General features: G+C 50.3%; 24 protein-coding genes. 15 read left to right on the top strand and 9 right to left on the bottom strand.

The genetic code is table 11. The features are described from left to right. Window positions 1-106 precede the first annotated feature (106 nt). On the top strand, window positions 107-1,402 hold the full coding sequence (gene paaK / locus ACYZZ0_RS19915; RefSeq protein WP_461538418.1) for a phenylacetate--CoA ligase PaaK: 1,296 nt from the start codon (window positions 107-109) through the stop codon (window positions 1,400-1,402). 151 nt (window positions 1,403-1,553) lie between these two features. On the opposite strand, the gene ACYZZ0_RS19910 is transcribed toward paaK, so the two are convergent. From ACYZZ0_RS19910 to ACYZZ0_RS19895, 4 genes are all read right to left on the bottom strand, one after another. Continuing rightward, window positions 1,554-1,916 (bottom strand): hypothetical protein, encoded by a 363-nt coding sequence (locus ACYZZ0_RS19910; RefSeq protein ID WP_461538417.1) that lies wholly within the window; start codon window positions 1,914-1,916, stop codon window positions 1,554-1,556. Window positions 1,917-2,112: 196 nt separating this feature from the next. Next, complete coding sequence (locus ACYZZ0_RS19905; protein WP_461538416.1) at window positions 2,113-3,417, bottom strand: TRAP transporter large permease; 1,305 nt, start codon at window positions 3,415-3,417, stop codon at window positions 2,113-2,115. A 72-nt stretch (window positions 3,418-3,489) separates the two neighbouring features. Further along, window positions 3,490-4,011 (bottom strand): TRAP transporter small permease, encoded by a 522-nt coding sequence (locus ACYZZ0_RS19900; RefSeq protein WP_461538415.1) that lies wholly within the window; start codon window positions 4,009-4,011, stop codon window positions 3,490-3,492. A gap of 98 nt (window positions 4,012-4,109) precedes the next feature. Further along, entirely contained in the window at window positions 4,110-5,081 is a 972-nt protein-coding gene (locus tag ACYZZ0_RS19895; RefSeq protein ID WP_461538414.1) for a TRAP transporter substrate-binding protein, read from the bottom strand. A 297-nt stretch (window positions 5,082-5,378) separates the two neighbouring features. Between ACYZZ0_RS19895 and ACYZZ0_RS19890 the strand changes: the two genes are divergently transcribed. Genes ACYZZ0_RS19890 through ACYZZ0_RS19880 form a run of 3 tightly spaced genes read left to right on the top strand, consistent with a single transcriptional unit; the run spans window position 5,379 to window position 7,015 of the window. Further along, window positions 5,379-5,693 (top strand): YbjQ family protein, encoded by a 315-nt coding sequence (locus tag ACYZZ0_RS19890; RefSeq protein ID WP_461538413.1) that lies wholly within the window; start codon window positions 5,379-5,381, stop codon window positions 5,691-5,693. Window positions 5,694-5,712: 19 nt separating this feature from the next. After that, the gene (locus ACYZZ0_RS19885) at window positions 5,713-6,162 is read left to right on the top strand and encodes a YbjQ family protein (protein ID WP_461538412.1); all 450 of its coding nucleotides are present in this window, start codon (window positions 5,713-5,715) and stop codon (window positions 6,160-6,162) included. Between the two features lie 16 nt (window positions 6,163-6,178). Next, window positions 6,179-7,015 (top strand): M48 family metallopeptidase, encoded by an 837-nt coding sequence (locus ACYZZ0_RS19880; protein ID WP_461538411.1) that lies wholly within the window; start codon window positions 6,179-6,181, stop codon window positions 7,013-7,015. A gap of 85 nt (window positions 7,016-7,100) precedes the next feature. Here the strand turns inward: ACYZZ0_RS19880 and ACYZZ0_RS19875 are convergent, their stop codons facing one another. Beyond that, window positions 7,101-8,336, bottom strand: coding sequence for a RidA family protein (locus tag ACYZZ0_RS19875; RefSeq protein WP_461538410.1), 1,236 nt, complete (start codon window positions 8,334-8,336; stop codon window positions 7,101-7,103). Window positions 8,337-8,650: 314 nt separating this feature from the next. Between ACYZZ0_RS19875 and ACYZZ0_RS19870 the strand changes: the two genes are divergently transcribed. From ACYZZ0_RS19870 to ACYZZ0_RS19820, 11 genes are all read left to right on the top strand, one after another. Further along, on the top strand, window positions 8,651-9,073 hold the full coding sequence (locus ACYZZ0_RS19870; RefSeq protein ID WP_461538409.1) for a LexA family protein: 423 nt from the start codon (window positions 8,651-8,653) through the stop codon (window positions 9,071-9,073). Further along, entirely contained in the window at window positions 9,070-10,350 is a 1,281-nt protein-coding gene (locus ACYZZ0_RS19865) for a Y-family DNA polymerase (protein WP_461538408.1), read from the top strand. The genes ACYZZ0_RS19870 and ACYZZ0_RS19865 overlap by 4 nt, the downstream gene beginning before the upstream one ends. Before the next feature lie 469 nt (window positions 10,351-10,819). Continuing rightward, the gene (locus ACYZZ0_RS19860; protein WP_461538407.1) at window positions 10,820-11,254 is read left to right on the top strand and encodes a hypothetical protein; all 435 of its coding nucleotides are present in this window, start codon (window positions 10,820-10,822) and stop codon (window positions 11,252-11,254) included. A gap of 113 nt (window positions 11,255-11,367) precedes the next feature. Further along, the gene (locus tag ACYZZ0_RS19855) at window positions 11,368-12,492 is read left to right on the top strand and encodes a 2-aminoethylphosphonate--pyruvate transaminase (protein WP_461538406.1); all 1,125 of its coding nucleotides are present in this window, start codon (window positions 11,368-11,370) and stop codon (window positions 12,490-12,492) included. A gap of 45 nt (window positions 12,493-12,537) precedes the next feature. Then, window positions 12,538-13,368, top strand: a complete 831-nt coding sequence (gene phnX, locus ACYZZ0_RS19850) for a phosphonoacetaldehyde hydrolase (protein ID WP_461538405.1) — start codon at window positions 12,538-12,540, stop codon at window positions 13,366-13,368. A 109-nt stretch (window positions 13,369-13,477) separates the two neighbouring features. Beyond that, window positions 13,478-14,296 (top strand): alkaline phosphatase family protein, encoded by an 819-nt coding sequence (locus tag ACYZZ0_RS19845; protein ID WP_461538404.1) that lies wholly within the window; start codon window positions 13,478-13,480, stop codon window positions 14,294-14,296. Between the two features lie 77 nt (window positions 14,297-14,373). Continuing rightward, a complete protein-coding gene (locus ACYZZ0_RS19840) occupies window positions 14,374-16,452 on the top strand; it encodes an ABC transporter substrate-binding protein (protein ID WP_461538403.1) in 2,079 nt (692 codons plus the stop codon). 76 nt (window positions 16,453-16,528) lie between these two features. Next, a complete protein-coding gene (locus ACYZZ0_RS19835; protein WP_461538402.1) occupies window positions 16,529-17,734 on the top strand; it encodes an ABC transporter permease in 1,206 nt (401 codons plus the stop codon). 1 nt (window position 17,735) lies between these two features. Next, the gene (locus ACYZZ0_RS19830) at window positions 17,736-18,974 is read left to right on the top strand and encodes an ABC transporter permease (protein WP_461538401.1); all 1,239 of its coding nucleotides are present in this window, start codon (window positions 17,736-17,738) and stop codon (window positions 18,972-18,974) included. After that, window positions 18,971-20,674 carry a dipeptide ABC transporter ATP-binding protein gene (locus ACYZZ0_RS19825; RefSeq protein WP_461538400.1) on the top strand — a complete coding sequence of 568 codons (1,704 nt, stop codon included), beginning with the start codon at window positions 18,971-18,973 and terminating at the stop codon, window positions 20,672-20,674. The genes ACYZZ0_RS19830 and ACYZZ0_RS19825 overlap by 4 nt, the downstream gene beginning before the upstream one ends. 73 nt (window positions 20,675-20,747) lie before the next feature. After that, window positions 20,748-21,188 carry an EamA family transporter gene (locus ACYZZ0_RS19820; protein ID WP_461538399.1) on the top strand — a complete coding sequence of 147 codons (441 nt, stop codon included), beginning with the start codon at window positions 20,748-20,750 and terminating at the stop codon, window positions 21,186-21,188. Window positions 21,189-21,211: 23 nt separating this feature from the next. Here ACYZZ0_RS19820 and ACYZZ0_RS19815 read toward each other — a convergent pair whose 3' ends face one another. From ACYZZ0_RS19815 to chrA, 4 genes are all read right to left on the bottom strand, one after another. After that, entirely contained in the window at window positions 21,212-21,415 is a 204-nt protein-coding gene (locus ACYZZ0_RS19815; RefSeq protein ID WP_461538398.1) for a DUF2905 domain-containing protein, read from the bottom strand. Between the two features lie 21 nt (window positions 21,416-21,436). Next, complete coding sequence (locus tag ACYZZ0_RS19810) at window positions 21,437-22,267, bottom strand: DUF599 domain-containing protein (protein WP_461538397.1); 831 nt, start codon at window positions 22,265-22,267, stop codon at window positions 21,437-21,439. Between the two features lie 45 nt (window positions 22,268-22,312). After that, entirely contained in the window at window positions 22,313-23,488 is a 1,176-nt protein-coding gene (locus ACYZZ0_RS19805; RefSeq protein ID WP_461538396.1) for a GDSL-type esterase/lipase family protein, read from the bottom strand. A gap of 61 nt (window positions 23,489-23,549) precedes the next feature. Next, entirely contained in the window at window positions 23,550-24,686 is a 1,137-nt protein-coding gene (gene chrA / locus ACYZZ0_RS19800; RefSeq protein WP_461538395.1) for a chromate efflux transporter, read from the bottom strand. Between the last annotated feature and the right edge of the window lie 19 nt (window positions 24,687-24,705).

Below are 24,705 nucleotides of genomic sequence, written 5' to 3'. Positions count from 1 at the left end.
TCCACGCCCGGATTGCTTTCCCCCGAGATTTTCTCATTGCGAACTTTCCGGCGCAGGTTCCCAGCTCAATAAAAACAAATGTGATCTAAAGACGAACGGGGCCCCTATGTCAGACAAGAATAAAAATGCAGGCCTTGACGCTATTGAGTCAGCCAGCATTGATGAGATTCGTGATTTGCAGTTCAACCGTCTGAAAAAGACCCTGAACCATGCGTACAACAACTCTCCGGTCTACAAGAAGAAGTTTGATGATGCCGGCGTTCACCCGGACGATCTGAAAACCCTGAGCGACCTGAGCAAGTTTCCCTTTACCACCAAAGCCGATCTGCGAGAGAACTACCCGTTCGGCATGTTCTGCGTACCCCAAAAGGATATCGTCAGAGTTCATGCATCCAGCGGCACGACAGGCAAACCCACTGTCGTTGGCTATTCACAAAACGATATAAAAACATGGTCGGATATCGTGGCGCGCTCGATTTACGCTGCTGGCGGCCGACCTGAAGACAAGGTTCATATCTCCTACGGCTATGGCCTGTTTACCGGCGGTCTGGGTGCCCACTACGGTGCCGAGCGGCTGGGTTGTACCGTTATTCCCATGAGCGGCGGCCAGACTGAGAAGCAGGTGCAGCTGATCAAGGACTTTGACCCAGACATTATCATGGTCACCCCTTCCTACATGCTGAATATCGCCGACGAAATGGAGCGTGAAGGATTGGATCCCCATGAGACTTCACTGCGGATCGGTATTTTCGGTGCCGAGCCCTGGACCAATGCCATGCGCCAGGATATCGAACAGCGGCTGGGTATTGATGCGGTTGATATCTACGGCCTGTCGGAAGTTATGGGGCCGGGCGTAGCCCAGGAGTGCATCGAAACCAAAGATGGCCCGACCATCTGGGAAGATCACTTCTATCCGGAAATCATCGACCCCAAGACCGGCGAAGTACTGCCGGACGGTTCCGAAGGTGAACTGGTCTTTACCAGTCTGACCAAGGAAGCCATGCCGGTGATCCGTTACCGCACCCGAGACCTGACCCGCCTGTTGCCGGGCTCTGCCCGTACCATGCGACGGATGGACAAGATCACCGGTCGCAGTGACGATATGCTGATTATTCGCGGGGTTAATGTGTTCCCGACCCAGATCGAGGAACAGATCTGTAATATTCAGGAGCTGGCGCCTCACTATATGATCGAGGTCGACAAGAAGGGCAATATGGATACTGTGCGGGTATCGGTAGAAAGCAGCATGATTAACTCTACCGAGCTTAATCAGCAGCTGGCTGCTTCACTGCGTCACAAGATCAAGTCGTATATCGGTATTTCTGCTGCGATTGATATTGTGGAACCGGGCAAGTTGCCGCGCTCTGAAGGCAAGGCAAAGCGGGTTATCGACAAGCGTTAAGCCTTTAACTAATTGTTGAAAACAAGCTCGCAAAAAAAGGCGCCCTGATATGCAGGGCGCTAACCACAGAGAAACTGTTAATTCTTTCTGCTATTCAATTCTTGAGACTATAACCTCGTTTAGGGCTATAACCTCATTCAGGACTACAACCTCACTTGCGACTATAAACCTCACCGGTTACGGCAGTTTTGCACGCGCCGTATATCGCTCCGACAGGTCCTGTTACATAAGCGGCCGGGAAGCCTGCGGGATAAAACATCACCGCCTTTCGAGCCAGTTTCAGCGAATTGATGACAGGTCTGGAATCAAGGTTACGTAGCAAATCCCTGGTTCTTTCCTTTCCAGTCATCAACGCCATTGTCTTGTTAACGCCCTTGCAGTAACCGTTTCCAGCGCCTTTTAATATCGCGACCAGACGCAAGCCGAAGCGCTTTAATGCTGAAGGTCTTTTAGGCTCGTTTTTATTTACTGCAAATAAAGCTGAAGGATGAATCGTTCTGGCAATCGTATGCATAAGCTTCTTCCCTGTGTGTTTAATCAATAGCCCGCACTATCCTGTGCAGTTGATTAGAACTATAAGGAATAAACAGAAGCAGGGGTATTATACCAAGGTATGAGAGCTTCCAGAGGCAGGGCGATATTCAGGCTCCCGTAAACACAAAAAAGCCGGCTTGTGGCCGGCCTTTCCGTCAGGTACCTGATATCCGGTTTTAACCGGAATAAAGCACTTTGGGTAACCAGAGTGAAATTGCGGGAATAAACAGCAACAACAGCAGCCGGATAATATCCGCACACCAGAACGGTGTGACACCTTTGAATATGGTGCTGGTTTTGATGTCCTTGATCACACTGCTTAATACAAAGATATTGAGTCCAACCGGTGGTGTAATCAGGCTGATTTCAGTGACTACCACCACGATAATACCGAACCAAACCAAATCAAAGCCCATACTCTGTACCAGCGGGAAGAATACCGGCACGGTCAGCAGCAACATCGACAGACTTTCAAATACGGTACCCAGCAGAATATAGATACCAATAATCGCCAGCATCACCAGGAACGGTTCAGCACCGATGGACTGGATCAATGCAACCAGCTCTTCCGGCAGCCCGGCACGGTTGACAAAGTTGGAGTAAATCAGAGCACCGATAATAACCCCGAACAGCATGGTCGAAGTCCGGGCGGTTTCAGTCAGGATATCTTTCAGCACCGCTACCGTCAGCGTACGACGATATAAGGCAATACAGAAGGCACCTGCCGCACCGATACCGGCAGCTTCTGTCGGGGTAAAGACACCACCGTAAATGCCGCCCATAACCAGTACAAACAGACCGAGAATGGCTGATACCGAACGAATCGCCTGCCACTTTTCCTTGCTGGAAAGCTTTTCACCCGCTGGACCGGCTTCCGGATTACGCCAGACCACATAACGGGTTGCCAGCATATAGAACAGAATACCCAGCATCCCCGGCAGGAAGCCGGCAGCAAACAGATCTCGAATACTCTGTTCAGTCAACACCCCATAAATAATCAGAATCACACTGGGAGGAATCAGAATCCCCAGGGTTCCACCCGCAGCGATGGATGCTGCTGCCAGACCATCGGAATAGCCATACTTGCGCATGGAAGGCATGGCTACCTTGGCCATGGTGGCAGAAGTCGCCAGACTGGAACCGGAGATGGCAGAGAAACCTCCACAGGCGGCAACCGTTGCCATTGCCAGACCACCACGACGATGGCCCAGGAAGGCATAACAGGCGCGATACAGTTCCTGTGACAACCCTGCCTTGGTAATAAAGTTACCCATCAGGATAAACATTGGAATAACTGACAGGCCATAGTCCTGTGCCGTATCAATCAGACGACGGGCACTGACCGACAGTGCACCGTTAAAGTTCCAGTCGCCCAGTGCCGCATAACCGAAAAAACCAACCACACCCATGGCAAAGGCAATCGGCATTCGCAGCAGAATCAGAAACATCAGGACTGCGAATCCGAGCAGAGTCAACAACATGCTAATTTCACCCCTAAACAGCTATGCATTTGAAAAACCGCTGCACGTTTTAAAAACGTTTCACTTCAGAAGTTATTCCTGATTTTCGTATTCTTTATCCACCAGCCGGGTTATCACCAGCACCAACGCGGTAATAGCGGTCAGGAAACAGGACACGGCAATAAAGTAGATGAAGTAGCTGACCGGAATTTCCAGATACTCGGTCACTTCTTCGTAACTGGCAGCCCTTCCAGCCAGCTGCCAGACCTTGCCACCAATAATGAACAGGCTGCCGCTGATGCAGAGGTTAAAGAACATATCGCGGAGTTTTTTGACCCTGGACGGAATCATATTGTCGACCAGGTCAACAATGATATGTTCCTTGCGCCAGGTGATCAGAGGCAGGGCTGAAAATATCAGACACCCCAGCAGTAATTCAGTGATTTCCACGCTGCCGACCAGGGGGCTGTCAAACAGATAGCGCCCCAGGACATCAACACAGGTAACCATCATCAGAACAAACAGAACGGCGGCAGCAAACCACTTCAGAAGCCATTCAAACCGCATGGCCGCTTGCTCCCAGAGCCGGACCACCATAATGACTGTGCTTTTCATTTCAGCCTCTTGATATTGCAGAGGTAGCTTTTCGCTCCTTCAAGGGAGAAGGAGCGAAAAAGGTCAGACTTTTGTGCTTGACGCTACAGCAGCAGTGATTAGAGCTGCAGCGGCTGGTAGTTGCGGGCTTCTTCCTTAAATGCTGCCAGTGCAGCGGAGGCGTCGACCTTGCGCTTCTTGACGGAGTCCAGCCAGTCTTGTTCCATACCCTGAACAAGCTGCTTGAAGTAGTTGATATCATCTTCACTGGCATCAATAACCTTGCTGCCGGAAGCGATAATATCGGCTTCGCCTACCTTGTCAGCTTCATCCCACTTGCGGCCGGCCAGAGCAGACAGTTTCTCACCGGAAACCGCCATTACCGCCTTGCGGTCCTTGTCGGACAGACCATCGAGGAAGTCATTGCTGAGGAAGATACCGAAAGAACCGAGGTACAAACCATTGGGCAGTTTGATGGTATAGGGTGCCACATCCTTGAAGCGGGCCACTTTCATCATATCCATCTGCATAAACAGGCCGTCGGCCACACCCTGAGACAGCATTTCGTAAGCCTTGTTGGCCGGCGCACTGACACCGGATACACCCAGTCGTTTACCGATTTCAGCAGAAACGCCACCACCGATACGGACTTTCTTGCCTTTCAGCTCTTTCAGGGAGTTAAGCGGTTCACGCATATGAACCTGACCGGGACCATGTACAAACAGACCGGCCAGCTGAACACCGCGATATTCGCCGGACTTGTTAAAATATTTGTCATTGATCCGCCAGTGAGCCACTGAAACCGCTTCGGGGGTAGCGTCCAGTCCTGGTAGTTCCGCCATCTGGGTCAGACGGAAACGACCCGGCAGGTATCCGTGGAAAGTCCATGATGCATCGACAGCACCATCTTCAACCATATCGACCAGGCTCTTCGGATGACCCACGTCATATTCGAGCTTGACCTTGACCCGGCCTTCAGTGGCGTCTTCAATCCACTTGCCCCAGGTCGGCAGTACGTCTTTGTTCATGGTGTGGGTCGGGCTCAACCAGGTAGCGACTCTGAGCTGGGTTTCCGCCCATGCATTGCTCACGGAAGCAACCCCTAAACCAATGCTCACTAAACCGGTTATTATTTTTTTCTTGAGCACTGAACAGCTCCTTTATTGGTTTTATTAGTGTGTCAGCGCGCATAAAGTGACACAAATTCCTGAATAATTCAAAAATTAAGTATCATTACATATAGAGTTTTTCATGATCTCCACACGACAAGACCATGACAAGACTCCCACTCTTTTTAATAGCTATACATGGATGAATATTTAATAATCCGTAATTACATAGTTATCTTTCACGAAGTGAAGTACAAAATTCACGAAGGAGTAGACACAGTGATCCTGACCAATATTGAAGCCGTGCCGGGTAAAAAAATTGTTCAGCATCTGGGCATGGTGCAGGGAAATACCGTTCGTTCGAAGCATGCCGGCAAGGATATTCTGGCTGGAATCAAAAACATCTTCGGCGGTGAGTTGACCGGTTACACCGAGTTGCTGACCGAGGCACGGGAGGAAGCCGTTGCCCGCATGTCCCAGCAGGCCGAAGCGATCGGCGCCAATGCCGTGATCAATATCCGCTTCTCTACTTCATCTGTAGCTGCAGGGGCTGCCGAGCTGTTTGCTTATGGTACTGCTGTTGTTCTTGAGTGAGACACAGGAGTAAACCGATATGTTTAATCTGATTATTTTCCTGTCACTGCTGATACTGGGCTATGTCTTCGGGCGGATGGCAGAATCCCGGCATTTCAAATCGATCCTGAACCGGGAAGAACAGCTGCGGGATATTCTGACCTTCAATGAACGCACCCTGCCTCCGGGTTACGAGCAGGCCTCAGGCGAACTTGTCGGCGGTAATGTGGTGATTTCCATTGACTACTTCAAACAGATTTCCGCCGGCCTGCGCAACCTGTTTGGTGGCCGGGTCAGTGCTTATGAGACTCTGATCGAGCGTGCCCGCCGGGAAGCCATTCTGCGGATGAAACAGGAAGCACGGCTGAAAGGCGCCAGCAAGATTATCAATGTCCGGCTGGAAACCGCTTCTATTAGCAAAGGGGGGCAGGATCAAATTGGCAGTGTTGAAGTTTATGCTTATGGCACCGCTTTGATCCCGACACCATAAATATCAGGCAGACGCGATGGAGTATCAGAACCCAAAGATTCCGGAGGGCATTAATGTCAGCCAGGAGCACCCGCTGAAAGATTTTTTTATCATGCTGCTGGGTGCCGGGCTGATTATTGCCGGGCTGATTTTTACCCTGACCCTGCTGGCCGGCTCTCTGGTGCGCTATGTGCCGTTTGAACTGGAGCAGCAGCTGGCTGCTTCATTAGAACAAGAGCTGGTTGAGACAGAGACAGTAAAACCAGGGCGACATCAGCAATACCTGCAGAATCTGGCAGACAGGCTGGTCATAGCGCAGCAACTTCCTGAAGCGATGAAAATCACCGTCCATTATATGGATGGTGACGAAGTAAATGCATTCGCGACACTGGGCGGACATATTTTTGTCTACCGCGGGCTACTGGAAAAGATGCCCAACGAAAATGCTCTGGCCATGGTGCTGGCGCATGAGATTGCCCATATCAAGCATCGTGACCCGCTGGTAGCAACTGGCCGGGGGTTAACGGTGGGATTGGCACTAATGAGTCTGGCCGGCATTGCCGACAGTGCGCTGGCGCAGCAGGTAATCAGTCAGGTATCACTACTGACCACACTGGGGTTCAGCCGGGAGATGGAACGTGCCGCAGATAACGAAGCATTGTTAACGCTGAAACAGCATTATGGTCACACGCTGGCTGCGGATACAGTGTTCCAGATATTTAATGACCTTGAAGATGGTCAGGGATTGCCTGCTTTTCTAAGCACTCACCCTCAAAGTACAGACCGTATTGAAGTCATTGATCATTTTCAGCATCGACATGGTAGTCATCAGGGAACGCTGACTCCACTGCCATCGTGGTTTAATGAACCTTGATATCGATACCAGATGCGCCTGATCCTTGTAAACAGAATTTCAGTTTACAAGGATCAGACATTTCTTACCTGGAATTAAATATCAGTTATTCCTGTGGAGGTGTACCTTCACAATTAGAAACAACCGCATCAATTTGAACCAGGGCATTCATAGGAATATCTGAAACACCAAACACGGTTCTTGCCGGAAGATCGCCTTTAAAGAAAGTGGTGTAAACTTCGTTTACAGCATCAATATCTTCAATATTCTTAAGTTGAATATTCATTTTCACGGTATCGTCCATAACATGGTCGACACTTTCAATAATTGCCTTGATGTTTTTCAGACATTGTTCTGCCTGCTCTTTAACACCACCCGCTAAAATTTCACTTGTTTCCGGATTTAACGGCAATTGACCAGAGATATGATTGTAATGAGAGAAAGCAACGGTATGTGAATAAGAAGCGTTCGGTGCTTTGTCTGTATTGTTTGCTTCTATAACAATCAGGCGAGCATCTTCAGGAAGTTGTGGTGGTGTACCATCACCATGGGATACAACGGTATCAATCTGAACCAGAGCATCCATCGGTAAAGCTGAAGCACTGATATGTGTTCGAGCAGGCACGTAGTTTGGAAAGAACTTTTCACAAACTTCATTTACAGCTTCTGCATCAGAAATGTCTTTAAGGAAAATTGTTGTTTTAACAACGTCATCCATCACATGGTCGATGCTTTCCAGAATGGCTTTAATGTTGGTCAGGCACTGTTCAGCCTGCTCCTTGACGCCACCTGCTACGATTTCACCTGTTTTCGGGTCAACAGGTAATTGAGATGAAAGGTTATTGTAGTGAGAAAAAGCCGCTGTTTGTGAATACAGACCTTTTGGTGCATTTTCTGTATTTCTTGAAACTTTAATGAGATCGCAGGGATCTTGTGGTGCAGTACCTTCACCGTTAGAAATCAGTGCATCAATTTGAACCAAGGCATCGCTCATTGGTAAAGCAGCAACAGCGACGGTTGTTCGTGTAGGCAGATCACTTTGGAAGAACGTTGTATAAACTTCATCAATCTCTGTAAGATCAGCGATGTTCTTGACAAAAATATTGAGTTTAACAACATCGTCCATAACATGGCCGATACTTTCTACAATCGCTTTAATATTTTCCAGACATTGTTTTGCCTGTTGCTTTACATCCCCAATTACAATTTCACCCGTTTTCGGATCTACGGGTAATTGAGCAGAAATATTATTGTAATGAGAAAAAGCGACCGTTTGCGTAGAAAAAGAACTTACAGGTGCACTTTCTGTATTTCTTGAAAGTTTCACAATATCGGCACACATAGCGACATTTCCTATTTAGTATTGCAAGAAGGATTTTTAGGTAGCAATCACAAAATAAAAGGCGGAACTTGATGCAGCGGAATCTATAGCTTTCGGTTTATGATTTAAATGACCTGAAGCAGTAAAAATGGTTACCGCCACTCCTTCAAACAAAACTGCCGACGCATTAATTGATACAAAGCAAAAATAACCGGCACTTAATAACATATCGATGCGGATCAAATTAAAGCATTGCCATCATAATTGAATGCACCTTGACAGAAGAGCTGACTTCACAACTATACTGTATATACATACAGCACAGGATTTCAGTCATGGTCCCTGTTCCTCTCCAGCCCTCCCGGTCAGCAGCAACCTACCCCTTTTATCAGCATCCAGCAGCCTGTGGCTTTTCAAGTCCGGCGGCAGACTACCTTGAAGACAGCCTGTCTCTGGATCAGCTGCTGATTCGGCATCCGGCGGCCACCTTCTTTGCCCGGGCCCAGGGTAAATCCATGATGGGAGCCGGTATTCATGATGGCGATTTGCTGCTGATTGACCGGGCTCTGAAACCCGGACACAACGATATCGTTATTGCCCTGCTGGACGGCGAACTGATTGCCAAGCGTTTAGTGTGGCGGAATGACAAGCCAATACTGATGTCCGAGCATCCGGACTATCCCCCGATTCATCTGACAACCGAACAGCAACTCGATATCTGGGGCGTTGTTACTGAAGTCATTCATTCATTGCGATGAAACAGGTTATTGCCCTGTGTGATGCCAACTCGTTTTACTGTTCCTGTGAGCAGGTATTTGACCCGGGCTTGCGAAACAAACCGCTGGGCGTACTGAGTAATAACGACGGCTGTATTATTGCCCGTACCCGGGAGTTGAAAGCACTGGGCATTGCAATGGGCACTCCGGCTTTTAAAGTACGCCAGCAGGTCGAACGCGGGCAGATTCTGCTGCGCAGCTCCAACTATGCCCTGTATGGCGATATGTCATCCCGCTTCATGTCGGTTCTGGAGCAGTTCAGTCCCGGTGTTGAGGTTTACTCCATTGATGAGGCTTTTGTTGACCTAAGCGGTTTTCCACTGGAGCAGCTGGAGCAAATCGGAAACAAGATGAAACAGCGGGTTATGCAGTGGACCGGACTCCCCATCGGGGTCGGCATTGCCACTACTAAAACCCTGGCCAAGCTGGCTAATCATGCGGCCAAACAATTTGCAGCTACCGGTGGCGTGGTTGATTTAACTGATCCGGCACGGCAGCTACGGCTGATGAAGATCATGCCGGTCGAAGAAGTCTGGGGCGTCGGGCGCAATATTGGCAAACGACTCAGGAAGCATAATATTTTATCCGCTGCCGATCTTGTCGCCTGCAATCATCACTGGATCAGAAAGCAGTTTTCAGTAGTACTGGAACGCACGGTCTGTGAACTGCAGGGAGAGAGCTGTATTCCCTGGGAAGAGACCGGAACCGGTAATAAACATGAAATTATGTGCTCCCGCAGCTTTGGCCAGCGGGTTCATACCAAACGTGAGCTGCATGCTGCACTGGTCAGTTTTGTGTCCCGGGCCTGCGAGAAACTGAGACGGCAGCAGAAACTGGCAAGGGAAGCGATACTCTTTATTCGCACAGATCCCTTTCGAAATGATACCGCCCAGTATAATCGCAGCATTCGGTTAGCCCTGCCCAACCCCACAAACGACACTCGCCCATGGCTTCGGCTACTTGTTCCGGCTTTGAACACACTATACCGGCAGGGATTTGAATATAAGAAAGCCGGTTTTGTACTGCTGGATTTATGTACTGAAACCAGCCTGCAGAATGATTTGATCCAGCCACCAGCCGTTATAAAACCGGATCTGATGCCGGTGATCGACAGTATTAACCAGCGTTTTGGCCGCCACACTATCCGTCCTGCAGCCATGGGTTTTCAACCACAGTCATGGCATATGAATCAGCAACATTGCAGCCCTCACTATACAACCTGCTGGAACGATATCATGAAGGTTTATGCGATAAAATAATTGCCATAATCGCCCGGTTACAGCGGATTTCAGCTATAGCTAATAGTGGAAAGCGGTAGGAGTACTCGTGATGAAAAGATGGGTATGGCTACCAATATTGCTATTGATATGGCCTTTTCAGGTTTCTTCTGCATCCTGTCTGAAGTGTGCTCGAAAAACACCGGAATCCATTTCTTTATGTATTCTGTGTGCGTTAGAAGAAGCGAAACCGTCCTACAACAGAAGCAACTCTACTCCCTTTTCAAACGCTTCAACCAAGCCACCCACACTATTACGACAGCAATCGTACTCAGAGTATCCCGATATTCCATCTGAACATCCCGGGCATAAAAACAGGCCACAACATCTGGACTTGTCGTCCTCGCCCCGTGTCTATATAAGTTATGAACCCGCTTGCTATGAGTTAGACGATTCAGCATATAAAGGATTGCTAAGAGCTAGCATCGCCCCATATGTAGTCGCAAGCTTAATGGCTGATCTGACCACAGCGGCAAACATCAAAAATTATTGCCGCTATATGCAAAGCAAGAAGGGTATTTACAAGATCGGCAAGCATATTGTAGTTTGCCCGAATCAAATGGAAGCCGCTTTGGACTCCTTACAAAATGCACTCACCGATCAAAACTCACCCAATAGTCTTGCACTGATCTACTGCTCTCTCACCAAAGATCTTATTACGCTATCCAGCACCAGGCTCGAAGGCTTCGGCAACCTGTTATTTGTTTTCTTCACCAACAGCGATTACGGGTTCGTAGAAAAATGGGCTTTAGACATAACGGTGAGTAGCATGATGCACTCATTACTCTATGTTTTCGGGCCCAGTATCTGGCTCTACATGCATCAAGCTGTCCATCCCCAGCCTCATTGCTACTCCCCACCGCCACTTGAGCAAGGCGCTGAGTGAAATGTCAGTTGTCACCAAACCTTAACCAAATCTCCTCGCTTCTCCCGGTAAACTGCTCTAAACCTGATACCAACAATCACAACTGCGCTGCAACGCAGACCCGGGGAAATCTCATGAAACGTGATCCTTACCTGCTAACACCCGGACCGATCACTACGTCCATGGAAACCAAGCAGGCCATGCTGCATGACTGGGGTTCATGGGACAGCGACTTCAATGCCATCACCACCGAAGTACGCCAGCGTCTGCTGGCTGAAGCCAACGCCACCAGCAGCCATGAATGTGTGCCGATACAGGGCAGCGGCACGTTTGCAGTAGAAGCTACTCTGGCAACCGTTATTCCTGCGGATGGCAAGGTGCTGATTTTAATGAATGGCGCCTATGGCCAGCGGATGGGAAAAATCTGCGATTATCTAGGACGCAATTATGTAACCCTCGACAAGGGTGATTACCTGCCCCCCCTGCCCCATGAGGTGAAATCCTTTCTACAAGACGATCCCGATATTACCCATGTTGCAGTGGTTCACTGCGAAACCAGCTCGGGCATTCTTAATCCGGTGGAAGATATTGCCCGGGTTGTAGATCAGGCCGGGCGCAGTCTGATTATTGATTCCATGAGTGCCTTCGGCGCTTTACCGATTGATGCGCAAAAACTGAAGTTTGACGCACTGGTATCCTCAGCCAACAAATGTTTTGAAGGCGTTCCCGGTTTTGGTTATGCCCTGATCCGGCAAGAGGTTCTGGCTCAGGCCGGGGGTAATGCTCATTCCCTCAGCATGGATCTGTATGACCAGTGGCAATATATGGAACGTACCGGACAGTGGCGCTATACCCCGCCAACCCATATCGTCGCTGCATTTCTTGCCGCACTGCATGAACATGAAGCCGAAGGCGGCAGTCGCGGCAGGCTGGCACGTTACAGCAGTAACTGTAACCGGCTGGTTTCCGGTATGCGGGCCAGAGGATTTCAGACCCTGCTGGAAGAACGCTGGTTATCTCCCATCATTGTCACCTTCCTGTCCCCGGATCACCCCAGGTTTGAATTCAAACGCTTCTACAACCTGCTGAAAGAGCGCGGTTTCATTATCTACCCCGGCAAACTGACCGAAGCTGACAGCTTCCGTATCGGTTGTATTGGTCGTCTGTTTGGTACCCAGATTGATGAGTTGCTGGATGTGATAGATGAAGTTCTGGAACTGATGAACATTCAGCTGGAAGCTCAGGCTCTGTTGACATAACTGTTGACATAAGCCTGCTGATTTATGCAAAACGAGAGAACAACAATGACGTATACCTACACACGCCATTATATCGGTCCGGTTCAAGCTGTAATTTTCGACTGGGCCGGCACTGTGGTGGACTATGGTTCACTGGCACCGATCAATGCTTTCTGCCTGCTGTTTGAACGCAACAAGGTGGCTATTACCCAGGCTGAAGCCCGAGTACCAATGGGCACTGAAAAGCGGGAGCATATCTGTCAGTTGCTGGCCATGCCCCGTATCCGCAAGGCTTGGATCGAAGTTTATGGCAGTGAGGCCAGCGAGGCTGATATAGACCGGCTGTATCAGGAATTTATTCCAATTCAGGTCGAAGCGATTAATCAGCGCACTGCCCTGATTCCCGGCACCCGTGAAACATTTGATTATCTTCAGCAGCGCGACATCAAAGTCGGCAGCAATACCGGTTACAGTCAGGCCATGATTGAAAACCTGATTGCCAGTGCGGCCGATCAGGGCTTCAGTCCTGCAAGCGTTGTGGCTGCCACAGATGTACCCCGCGGTCGCCCCTGGCCCCATATGGCACTGCAAAACCTGCTGCAGCTGGAAGTTGCAAACCTGCAGGGCTGCATCAAGGTTGACGACACCATACCAGGCATTGAAGAGGGACTTAATGCCGGACTCTGGACTGTTGGTGTTGCAGTATCCGGAAATGAAGTCGGAATGGAACCGGCTGCGTGGAATGCCCTGTCCGCCACCGAGCAGAATACAAAACGACAGCAAGCCTATACCCGGTTACAACAGGCTGGTGCCCACTACGTCATTGACTCCGTTGCCGAACTGCCGGCAGTTATTGAAGCCATTGAAGCCCGAATGAAAGCAGGCGAGCGCCCCTGAAGACACTGTCATAAATCTGTCTTCAGGCCGACTTATTTTGTTCACACTACCTGCCTAACCTTGACTGCAACTCATAACAGATAACAGCGTCAGGGTTGAGCAGGTCACCATGGCAGACAAGACCAATAAAGTTATTCTGGTGGTACTCGATGGTCTCAGGTTTGAGACCGCAGAGAAGTGCATGGGGTTTCTCCAGGCACTGTGTGCGCAGGGAAGCGCAACCTTATACAAACTGGAATGTGAATTACCCTCACTCTCCCGCCCGCTTTACGAAACCATTCTGACCGGTGTTACTCCAGCTACAAGCGGTATTGTTCATAACCAGATTACCCGCAACTCCAGTCAGCAAAGTATTTTCAGCCTTGCACAGCAGGCAGGGCTTACAACAGCCGCTGCAGCTTATCACTGGGTCAGCGAACTCTATAACCGGGCACCTTATGACCCGATTCGGGATCGTCATACCAGCAACGCTGAATATCTGATTCAGTATGGCTGCTTTTACCATGCAGACCATTATCCGGACGATCACCTGTTACTGGATGCTGAAATGCTGCTGCAACGGCACGATCCCGATTTCCTGCTGATCCATCCGATGAATATCGATGATGCCGGACACCGGGAAGGTGGTGACAGCGCCCACTACCGCAACCGGGTTCGCCACACGGATGTGGCACTTTCCAACCACTTGCCCCGCTGGATAGACGCCGGCTATCAGATTCTGATTACCGCCGATCATGGCATGAACAGTGATCGCAGCCATGGCGGCATCCTGCCGGAAGAACGGGAAATTCCCCTGTTTGCTATTGGCAGCCGGTTCTCTCATTTGCAGCAGTGTATTCCCGAACAAACAGAGATCTGTGGTGTGGCATGCGAACTGCTGAAAATCCCGAATCACGGCAAGTCGGTAACTGAAGGCTTGCTGCAATAAACATCTGAAAACGCCCTGAAACAACCCTTTAAAAGCATCGCTTAAAACAATAACGATAATTCAAAGGAAACTACATCATGTCAAAGCTGCTTGGCGCAGGTGCAATCTCTTTACTGGCTGCGGTGATTTCAAACCAGAGCATGGCGGCCTCATGTCCGGCTGCTGCCGGCCCGCAGGCTGGAGGGAAATATCCTCACCTGTTTGAAAAATCTGAATATGAACAAAAATACGATTGCCAGCTCGGGTTTGCAGAAAATCCGGCGATCGCCGCTCTGAATCAGCGCATTGGCGGCAACCCTGAACTCAAACCACTGGCACAGCGGCTGCCGGAAGAGCCATTAATCATTGCTCCATACCAGCGTGTAGGTCAGTACGGCGGTGTACTGGACGGCATTTCCAAGGCAACCGAGTCCGGTACTTCAGACCTTCTGTCTGTTCGCCACGTCAACCTGACCCGTTTCAGTGATGACCTGGCTACGGTTGTGCCCAATGTGGCCAAATCCTGGCAGTGGAACAAAGACTTTACCGAGCTGACCATGAACCTGCGTAAGGGTCACAAATGGTCAGACGGACATCCTTTCACCGCAGAAGATATTGCCTTCTGGTACAACCATCTGGTGATGGATGAAAACGTTATTGAAAAACCCAAGGAGCGTTTTCTGTCTGACGGCAAGCCGATGAAAGTTGAAGTTCTGGATGACACCACCGTCCGTTTCAGCCTGAATGCTCCGAAGCCGGCTCTGGTTGCCATGTTTGCCCAGGATTATGCCCAGCCCTTCCAGCCGATGCATTTGATTGGCAAGTTCCATCCGGCACTGAATCCGGAAGCAGACAATCTGGCCAAATCACTGGGCTTTGAAAATGGCTATGCCGCCGTCAATTTCTATTACGGCCAGTCTGACTGGAAGGATGTGCCGACACCGCTGCTGAAAGACAAGGCCGCTTCCGATCGTCTGGTTAAGGCCGGTTTCACCGCTATCGCTCCGACGCTGGAATCCCATATTGTGATTGAAGACACACTGGAAGGCCGCCGTCTGGTTGCCAACCCGTACTTCTTCCAGGTGGATACCGCTGGTAATCAGCTGCCTTATATTAATGAAATCAGCGAAGTCTTTATCGGTGATGAAGATATTCAGACCGCACGCCTGATTTCCGGCGACGTTGACTACAAGTCACAGGCTATCAACCTGCCCTCAGCTCCCGTACTGCTGGAAAACCGCAGGGCAGGCAATTATAAAGTTTCTCTGAGACCGACGATCAGCATGGCAACCTTTGCTTTCAATATGACCGCAAAGGATCAGGAAAAGCGGGAACTGTTTAATCGCTATGAATTCCGTCAGGCCATGTCGGTTGCCATTGACCGGAATCGTATTAACGAAGTCGCCTACTTTAAACTGGGCAAGCCCACCCAGTACACCGCCTTTGACGGCGATACCACGCCATTTATCTCCGGTGAATTGAAACAGGCCAACACCCGCTATGATGTCAGACTGGCACAGCGACTGCTCGACCGTGCCGGTATCAAGGACACCAATGGTAATGGTGTCAGAGAACTGCCTTCCGGTCGTGAGCTCAGCCTGACCATTCACTACACCACCCAGGGCATTCCGACCGAGCTGGCTGAAATTGTTGCTACTAACTGGACCGATATCGGGGTCAAAACCACCCTCAAGGAAGTGACCAGTGACGAGTATCGCAATGCCCAGTCAGCCAACGAACTGGAAGTCCTGAACTGGACCGTGGGTCGTCCTCTGGCTTCAATTGCCAGCAATACCGAAACCCTGCTGCCACCTTACGACAGTTTCTTCGGGCTCCGTACCGGTATGCTGTGGGCTCAATATCGTGACAGCAACGGTGCAGAAGGTATTCGTCCTCCCGCCACGGTTAATGCCATGGATGAGCTCGCCAGCCGCTTTGTCCAGCTGCAACCCGGTACTGAAGAGTCCAACCGGATTGGTCAGCAGATTGCCAGACGCGTTGTCGATGACCTGTTTATGATCGGTACGGTTAAGGCGGTATCTCCGGTTTATCGCAGCAACAAGCTGGCTAACTTCGAAACCCCGAAAACTTCATCTTACGAGTACTACCGGGTCTATCCCTACCTGCCAAGTCAGTGGTTCCTGCAACAGGACGACAAGAACCTGGCCAGTAACTAACACACGACACTGAACCAAGAGGGAAAGGCTGAGCCTTTCCCTTTTATCAATTGATTACGCTAAAACTGGCTGACGTATGTTGCTTGAGTCGTTGATTTCATTTCTGGCTGATACCTGGCTGCTGTGGATCCTGGTCGGTATCAGAGTAACCCTGTTCTGGCAGGCACGCCGCAGCCAGTATTTTCATTATGTTTTAAACCGCTATATGCTCGCCCTGATCACCCTGCTGTTAGTCAGCGGCATTGTATTTTCATTGATGGAAGTCCTGCCCGGTGACTGTGCAGAAAAGATTATTGCCTATAAGAACACCCAGGGCGAAACCATCACCCAGGCTGATATTGATGCTGAACGGGCTCGACTGGGGCTCGATAAGCCGATGCCGGTGCGCTGGCTGAACTGGGTGACAGATCTGACCCTGAACGGCGATCTGGGATACTCCTGTGCCAAACGACAGTCAGTTAATCTGGCTCTGGGTGACCGGTTCTGGATGAGTTTCTGGTTCTGTGTGGCAGGGCTGGCTTTCGCCTATCTGATCGCTGTTCCTTTTGGCATTCTCTCTGCCTATGCCCTGAACCAGCCGTGGAAAGACCGTAATCCACGCCATTCAACCGTAAAGCGCAGTATCAACTCGCTGGGTCTGGCCGCCAACAAGCTGCTTGACCTGCTGTTGCGAATGATCAGTTACCTCGGACTGGCGCTACCCAACTTTCTGCTCGCCCTGACCATTATCCTGTTTTATGTCTTTGCCGGAGAGTCGGCACCCACCGGACTGTTTTCTGATCAGTGGAATAATGAACCCTGGTTTAACGATCAGGGCTTTCAAACCGGCAAACTGGTCGATTTCATGGGTCATATCTGGCTGCCGATTTTTGTGATTGGCTGGGCCGCTACTGCATTGCAGCTGCAAACTGTTCGGGCACTGGTGGTTGATGAATCCAGCAAGCTTTATGTCGAGGCAGCCCGGGCGCGTGGTGTATCAGGCACGGCACTGTGGATTCGCTATCCGGTGCGGCATTCTATTAGTCCACTGTTTAACAGTATCGGTTTTGACTTTCAGCGTGTTTTTAATGATTTGCCGATTGTCGCCCTGGTCATCGGTCTGACAGACGCTGCAGCTCTGTTGATAGAAGCACTGGCCATGACCAACGACCAGGAGCTGGCAGCCGGGATTTTGTTTCTGGTTGCGCTGGTCGTTATCAGCATGAACTTTTTGACTGACACTATTCTTGCCGCAGTCGACCCCCGCGTGCGTAACAGTGTACTGGGTGCAGGAGGCCACTGAGATGACAAGTCTGATCGCACGCTTTCGGGGCAAACAACAAACGTCGCAGGAATCCTATTATACCGCCGGTCAGTTTGCCCTGATTCGCAGCCGTTTTGCCCGCAAAACCAGCGGCGTGATTGCCGGATGGATACTGGGTACGCTGGTATTGCTGGGACTGTTTGCACCCTTCTTTTCACCATCCGATCCTTCAATTCGCGGTGCTGATACCAGCTATCAACGCGGTGCACCCCAGATCATTAAATTCAAGGATGAGAACGGCTTTTCCTGGCGTCCTTTCACTTATACCTACAGTAAACCTGACTCCGGCTTTGACCTTTCGTCACTGGCAGCAGGAGGCAGTCTGGATGCCCTGGACGCTCTGACTTCCAGTGGGGCGCTGGATGCATCCGAGCAGAACCGTTACGAAATAGATCGCAATCAGCGCCGTTACATCCAGTTTTTTGTTGAAGGCTGGGAATACAGTGTGCTGTCGATCGAAAGCCTTGATATCGATATTCGCTGGAATCTTCATCTGTTCGGCGTTGAGAACGGACAGATTCACCTGATGGGTACCGATGAAGATGGCAAGGATGTCTTCAGCCGCACCCTGCATGCGATCTGGGTCACCATCAGCATTGCTGTAGTGGCATTGATTGTAAAACTGCTGGTATCGCTGCTGGTTGGTGGTGTCAGCGGTTATTTTGGTGGCCGGGTGGATGCAATACTGATGAGTTTCACCGAAGCCGTTCGGGTTATTCCATCCATTCCGGTTTACCTGGCCTGCGCCGTAATGCTGGCCGGGCTTGAACTGACACCAACCCAGCGTTATTTCGCTATCGCCGTTGTGATTGGTGCGCTGGATTTTGCTGCACTGGGCAGACGTCTGAGAACACATATTCTGACCGAACGTAACCAGGACTACGTGCTGGCAGCACAGCTCAGTGGAGCCAGTACCGGACGTATTATCTGGCGCCATCTGGTACCCAGTTTTTCGAGCTATATCATCGTCGATACCCTGATTAATTTCCCCTATGTCATTCTGGCAGAGACCAGCCTCAGTTTTCTCGGACTGGGGCTGACCGAGCCGGTTAACAGCCTCGGTGTTCTGCTGCAAAAAGCCCAGGATCCGGATATTCAGCAGAATATGGTGTGGCAGTTTTTCCCGGTCGTGGTTTTTGTCGCCCTGATTATGGCCTTTGTCTTTGTCGGCGATGCCCTGCGCGATGCTGCAGATCCCTACTCGGAGCAAAACAAATGATAACGGTAGCCAATGCAGGCAATAACAGCCGCTTACTGGATATCCATAATCTCGGGATTAATTTTCATACCGATGAAGGTCTGGTGCGTGCCGTTGATAAGATCAACCTGAGTATTCGTCCCGGGGAGATTATGGGACTGGTGGGTGAAAGCGGTTCCGGCAAGTCAGTGACTGCAAAATCTATTATGCGGCTGACACCAGGGCATGCAGTCATTGATGCCGAGAGCCAGATTGAATTACAGCATCAGAATCAGACGCTGGACGTTTTACAGCTTCGCAACCGCGACCTCAATCTGGTGCGTGGTGGTCGGGTTTCGATGATTTTTCAGGAACCCATGGCCAGCTTTGCGCCGGCGATTCGCATTGGTGACCAGATTGTAGAAACGATGCAGATTCATCTTGGGCTTGAGCGTGAACAGGCACGGCGAAAAGGGATAGAACTGTTTGAGCGCGTCGGGATTCCCTTTGCCGCAAAACGCTTTGATCAGTATGTGTTTGAGCTTTCAGGCGGGATGCGTCAGCGGGCCATGATCGCGATGGCATTATCGACCAATCCCAAACTGTTGATTGCTGACGAACCCACCACTGCACTGGATGTCACCATTCAGGCTCAGGTTCTGGATTTAATGCTGGAACTGCGGGAACAGTTGGGCATGGCAATGCTGTTTATTACCCACGATCTCGGAGTCATTTCCAAAATAGCCGACAATGTCACTGTTATGCAAAAGGGGCAGGCTGTGGAAACCGGTGTAGCAGAGCAGGTGCTGTTCCATCCCCGCCACCCATACACTCAAAAACTACTGGATGCCCTGCCTCATATTGATCAGCTGCCACCGGAGCCGGTCGAAAAGCCGGAACCACTGGTCAGTATTGATAAGCTGGCTATTCGTTATCCGCTGGCAGGTAGCGGGATGAAGCGTACTGAATATTTTACCGCGGTCAGCGAGCTGTCACTCAAGCTTCCGAAGGGACAAATCATCGGCCTGGTCGGTGAAAGCGGTTCCGGTAAAACCTCGTTGGGTAAATCACTGCTGGGAGCGGCTCCCATCAGCAGTGGCAGGGTTAACTTTCATGGTGATAATCCGATCAGTTTCAACCATCCAAAACAGATAAAGCGCAAGGCGCTGGCTAAAATTGCCCAGCTGGTTTTTCAGGATCCTTACGCGTCTTTGAATCCACGCATGACCGTGCGTGATATTATTGCTGAGCCGCTGGAAGCAATGAAGCTGACCTCATCCCGGGAAGAAACCGACCAGCGGGTGATTGATATTGCCAGACGCTGCCATATTGAGATCAGTCATCTTCGACGCTTTCCCCATGCCTTTTCCGGTGGCCAGAGACAACGCATCAGTATTGCCCGGGCACTGGTTTGCAACCCGCAGTTTATTGTCGCAGATGAAGCTGTTGCCGCTCTGGATGTCTCTATTCAGGCCGAAATTCTGGCGCTGCTGAAACAACTGAAAAAGGAACTGGGAATAACTATTCTGTTTATTTCCCATGATCTGAGCGTAGTGGCAAACCTGTGTGATCATGTATGCGTGATGAAACAGGGCCAGCTGATTGAACAGGGCAGCGTCCGCCAGATATTCACCCGGCCGCAGCAGGCCTACACCCGAAAACTGATCGGAGCTATTCCACTGCTTGAAAAGCGGGATGCAGCTGCAAACAACATCCATCAGGCGGATGCCATACCAGCCTGAGAGGGTTAAGTGCCCAAATATTTAAAAGCAAGTGTCTGGGTACTTATATCAAGAGATCAAAAGAGGTTATTGAATGAATGTACTCGGCCCGCTGCTTTTCGCCATGATTGCAGCACTGGGAAATGCCATGTTTGCCGCCGGGCAGAAAAAAGCCCTGATTCAGGAAAATGCATTCAGTTTTATTGTGCTGGCTGCGCTGGTCTGTGTCACTCTGACCAGCCTTGCCGCCCCGTTACTGGGGCCGACACACTACGACCGGGAACTGCGACAGAATGGGTGGTGGGCGGTACTAAGTGGCGCGGGACTGTTTCTCACCTATCTGGGATTTAACCTGCTTTATACTCACTACGGCGCGTCGAATTATATTCTCTATGCCGTATTGTCAATTATTACCACTTCCATCCTGGTAGGTGTGGTTCTGTTCCGGGAGAATTTCAACCTCTATCACTGGCTGGCATTTGGCTGTTCGATTCTGACCGTGGTGCTTTTCTCTCTGGGAAACAGGGTGGCCTGAAATCAGGTTGAAGCCCAGTATTGTTATCGCCATAAGTTAACAATCAGGGTCAAAACCAGACTGATAACAATCATCGAGGTGAGCGGAATATAGATACGGGTATGCTCACCTTCAAATCTGAAATCTCCCGGAAAATGCCCAAACCATTTCAGCAGCCCGGGAGCAAATTGCAGCAGCAAGCCCACAATCAAAATAGCCAGTCCGACCATAATCAGTAGCTTTGCCATGATCATTCCATCCGATTCAGGTTACTTCACCATCATGGGCCTTCCTGAAATAACAGACAATGCTGATTTGTTTGGCAACACCGGTTTAGGCTCTGCTTTATGCCCCGCCAATGTTTTCAGAACCGCAGAATGAAACTCCCGGCGATAAAGAATCGCGACCACCAGCACAGTACTGGCAATAAACAGCAGCGGATTGATAAACCAGGCCATCGTTGCCAGTGCAAAGTAATAGGAACGTAGCCCATAGTTAGAGTATTTCGACGCCAACGTCATAATCTGGCTGGCTCGCTGTGAGAAAAGCATTTGCTGCCCTGAAATCTGACCGGATTCAGGAACCTGTGGTGCACTTCCCATCAAGACACAGCTGAAGTTATACAGTCGCAAACTCCAGGTGAAAGCAAAAAAGGAATAGACAAAAACAACCAGCATCACCAGAACTTTCAGTTCCCACAAGGCTCGGGTATGAGTTGTTACAAAAGGCAGGGTAGAAAGAACGCTGACAGCCTTTTCCGAAGCGGCAACACCGGTAATCAGGCCGGCAATAATCAGAATACTGGTCGAGGCAAAAAAGCTGACATTGGATCGCAGACTGTTTACCAGACTGGCATCGGAAATCCGGTTATCCCGTTGCAGCATCTGCTGCATCCATTCCTGCCGGTAACGTGCCATTACACTGGCCAGACAGGGAGAACGCTTACCCTTCCATGCAGCATATTGGGTATAGCCAACCCAACACAGCAGAAGATTAAACAGAGCGATGGCATCAATCCATGAGCCGGTCATACTGATCATCATATTGTCCCAGTGAGGAGTCTCTACTGCTGTTATAGGCTCCCCATCTGACAGTCGCATGACGATCAGAAGTCAGTTTTGCGACGCTTGGTCGGTAAAGCTCTGTTAGTCGTAACTATCGAGCTCAATCACGTTGCGATCCGGATCACGAATAAAGATGGCGGACATGTTGCCAAAGCTGAATGATCCTGTGATCAGAATATCGTGATCTTCCATAAACTTTCGGGTGACAGGCAGGGATTTTACCGTAAGCGCCATATGAGTGATGCCGGCATATTTTTCCTTTACATCCATCAGGATATTCTTGTCTTCAGCGACTGTTGTCGGTCCCAACAGATTCAGAGTTACCCCGCTGTCATGTTTCATAACGACCGGATGCCCGGCTTCAAACCCGTCACGTTCTACTGAAAACCCCAGCAGTTTGTAGAATGCGACCGAACGGTCACGGTCTTTCACCCGAATGCCAATATGGTTGACGCTTGCTATTGGAACTCTTTCGACCGGAACATTTTGGGATGATTCAGCTGTAACCTTCTCACCGGCAAAAATGGCACTGATTTTATCTGCCACCGCATGCCCGAGGTTTTGATGAGCTTCCTGATTCAGATGCACACCTTCACTCGGATCAGCGGCAGCAAACTCAGCCGCATCAAGATAGTGAGCCTTTAGCTCCTCCGCAGTATCCTCATAGTATTCTGCAAATTCGGCAGACTTTTCCACGGCACCGGGAAAGTAAGCCTTCATCTCTCCCCCCAGTTCGCTGACAACCGGTGGTGCAATAATCAGCAGTTGAGGCGGATGCCCGTCAGGTCCGGTCTGGCTGGTTTGAACCATCTCTCCAAGCACCCCGACACCACGGGCAATATCTTCTGCCGATACGTTGTGATAAGGCTTGAGATCATTGGTTCCCAGCATAATCACCACCAGATCCAGTGGTTTGTGGGTTTCCAGCAGCATGGGCAGTGCAGCAGTACCTTTTCTTCCCGGCTGAAAGGGATCCTCCCAGACCGTGGTTCTGCCATTCAGCCCTTCTTCAATCACCCTGAATGATGTCCCCAGTTTTTGCTGCAGAATACCGGGCCAGCGCTGCTCGAACGGATAACGTCCTGCAGTACCGGGAATATAGCCCCAGGTATTGGAGTCACCAAAACAGAGAATCGAACGCATAGGGGCACTTCCTCCGGAGTCAGGTTTTTCCTTGGCAGATACAGTTAAAGGTAAAAGGAATCCGGTCACAAAAACAACCAGCATACCCAGACCCAAGCGGTGAAAATGCCTCACTTTAATGTTCCCTAGCCCATCCGGCTGTTTGCCCGAAAGCTACAGAGCATAGATCAGATATTTACAACAGCACCCTGCCCGCACCGGTCAAAGCAAAGATTGCCACCACACTCAACACCGGCCATTTCAGTCGGTTCAGTACAATGAAACCGGCTATGACCAACAGCACATCGATCCAGCCAGATACCGCACTGGTAAACACCGGTTGATAGAGCGCAGCCAGCAACAGACCCACAACGGCCGCATTCACACCCCATACGGCTCCAGCAATACACGGATTGGCTGCCAGTCCCTGCCAGGCTTGCTGGAAGCCAAGAACAAGCAGAAAACCCGGTAGAAAGATGCCTGCAGTAGCAATCAGGGCGCCGGTCAGGGCTGTTTCAGGCGTGAGCTCGGCACCAAGAAATGCTGCCAGAGAAAACATCGGCCCGGGAACCGCCTGTGCAGCAGCATATCCGGTCAGAAAACGGTCCGGACTGATATTACCGTCCAGCATCTGTTGCAGCAGTGGCAGCACAACATGACCGCCACCAAACACCAGACTGCCTGACTGATAAAAAGCCGAGAATAAACTTGCAACCTCTGACTGATTTGCAAAGAACGGTAACCCGACAAACAGCAACATAAATATGATTAAAGGCAGCCAGCTCACGTATGGACGATGGCTCTTTTGAAGGGTACCTTGAGCAGGATGGCCACAAAAGCAGCCAGCAATCGCCGCTACCAGTAACACCAGCATTTGAGTCCATAGTCCCGGAGCAAACAGTAATACAGAGGCAGTAGCAACAGCAATCAACCGTGAACTCCATTCCTTGCAGAAGCTTCGGGACATGCTCAGCACAGCATCCGCGACCACCACCACAGCCAGCAGTTTCAGACCCTGTGTCACGCCATTAAAGACGACATTGTCGGAGAAAGATGCAGAAAAAACAGCCAGACAATACAGCAAGATAAACGACGGCAAGGTAAAGCCCACAAAGGCTGCCAAGCCACCTAACAGGCCAGCACGCTGTAATCCCAGCGCAAAACCTACCTGACTGGAACCCGGTCCTGGTAAAAACTGGCTTAAAGCCACCAGCCGACCATAAGCCGGCATATCGACCCACTGCAACCTTTCAACGAAGGTCTTTTGGAAGTAACCAATGTGTGCTGCTGGCCCTCCAAAACTGGTACAGCCAAGCAGGAAAAAATGCCGCAAAACATCCCATGATTTTTTT

Source organism: Spongorhabdus nitratireducens, from assembly GCA_947387575.1.
Taxonomy (GTDB): Bacteria; Pseudomonadota; Gammaproteobacteria; order Pseudomonadales; family Endozoicomonadaceae; genus CANDOC01.
This window is presented reverse-complemented; position numbering and strand designations above follow the sequence as displayed.

Coding starts and splice junctions, on each gene's coding strand:
- paaK (WP_461538418.1), top strand. CDS start 107: ATGTCAGACAAGAATAAAAATGCAGGCCTTGACGCTATTGAGTCAGCC.
- ACYZZ0_RS19910 (WP_461538417.1), bottom strand. CDS start 1,916: ATGCATACGATTGCCAGAACGATTCATCCTTCAGCTTTATTTGCAGTA.
- ACYZZ0_RS19905 (WP_461538416.1), bottom strand. CDS start 3,417: ATGTTGTTGACTCTGCTCGGATTCGCAGTCCTGATGTTTCTGATTCTG.
- ACYZZ0_RS19900 (WP_461538415.1), bottom strand. CDS start 4,011: ATGAAAAGCACAGTCATTATGGTGGTCCGGCTCTGGGAGCAAGCGGCC.
- ACYZZ0_RS19885 (WP_461538412.1), top strand. CDS start 5,713: ATGTTTAATCTGATTATTTTCCTGTCACTGCTGATACTGGGCTATGTC.
- ACYZZ0_RS19880 (WP_461538411.1), top strand. CDS start 6,179: ATGGAGTATCAGAACCCAAAGATTCCGGAGGGCATTAATGTCAGCCAG.
- ACYZZ0_RS19875 (WP_461538410.1), bottom strand. CDS start 8,336: ATGTGTGCCGATATTGTGAAACTTTCAAGAAATACAGAAAGTGCACCT.
- ACYZZ0_RS19870 (WP_461538409.1), top strand. CDS start 8,651: ATGGTCCCTGTTCCTCTCCAGCCCTCCCGGTCAGCAGCAACCTACCCC.
- ACYZZ0_RS19865 (WP_461538408.1), top strand. CDS start 9,070: ATGAAACAGGTTATTGCCCTGTGTGATGCCAACTCGTTTTACTGTTCC.
- ACYZZ0_RS19860 (WP_461538407.1), top strand. CDS start 10,820: ATGGCTGATCTGACCACAGCGGCAAACATCAAAAATTATTGCCGCTAT.
- ACYZZ0_RS19855 (WP_461538406.1), top strand. CDS start 11,368: ATGAAACGTGATCCTTACCTGCTAACACCCGGACCGATCACTACGTCC.
- phnX (WP_461538405.1), top strand. CDS start 12,538: ATGACGTATACCTACACACGCCATTATATCGGTCCGGTTCAAGCTGTA.
- ACYZZ0_RS19845 (WP_461538404.1), top strand. CDS start 13,478: ATGGCAGACAAGACCAATAAAGTTATTCTGGTGGTACTCGATGGTCTC.
- ACYZZ0_RS19840 (WP_461538403.1), top strand. CDS start 14,374: ATGTCAAAGCTGCTTGGCGCAGGTGCAATCTCTTTACTGGCTGCGGTG.
- ACYZZ0_RS19835 (WP_461538402.1), top strand. CDS start 16,529: ATGTTGCTTGAGTCGTTGATTTCATTTCTGGCTGATACCTGGCTGCTG.
- ACYZZ0_RS19830 (WP_461538401.1), top strand. CDS start 17,736: ATGACAAGTCTGATCGCACGCTTTCGGGGCAAACAACAAACGTCGCAG.
- ACYZZ0_RS19825 (WP_461538400.1), top strand. CDS start 18,971: ATGATAACGGTAGCCAATGCAGGCAATAACAGCCGCTTACTGGATATC.
- ACYZZ0_RS19820 (WP_461538399.1), top strand. CDS start 20,748: ATGAATGTACTCGGCCCGCTGCTTTTCGCCATGATTGCAGCACTGGGA.
- ACYZZ0_RS19815 (WP_461538398.1), bottom strand. CDS start 21,415: ATGGCAAAGCTACTGATTATGGTCGGACTGGCTATTTTGATTGTGGGC.
- ACYZZ0_RS19810 (WP_461538397.1), bottom strand. CDS start 22,267: ATGCGACTGTCAGATGGGGAGCCTATAACAGCAGTAGAGACTCCTCAC.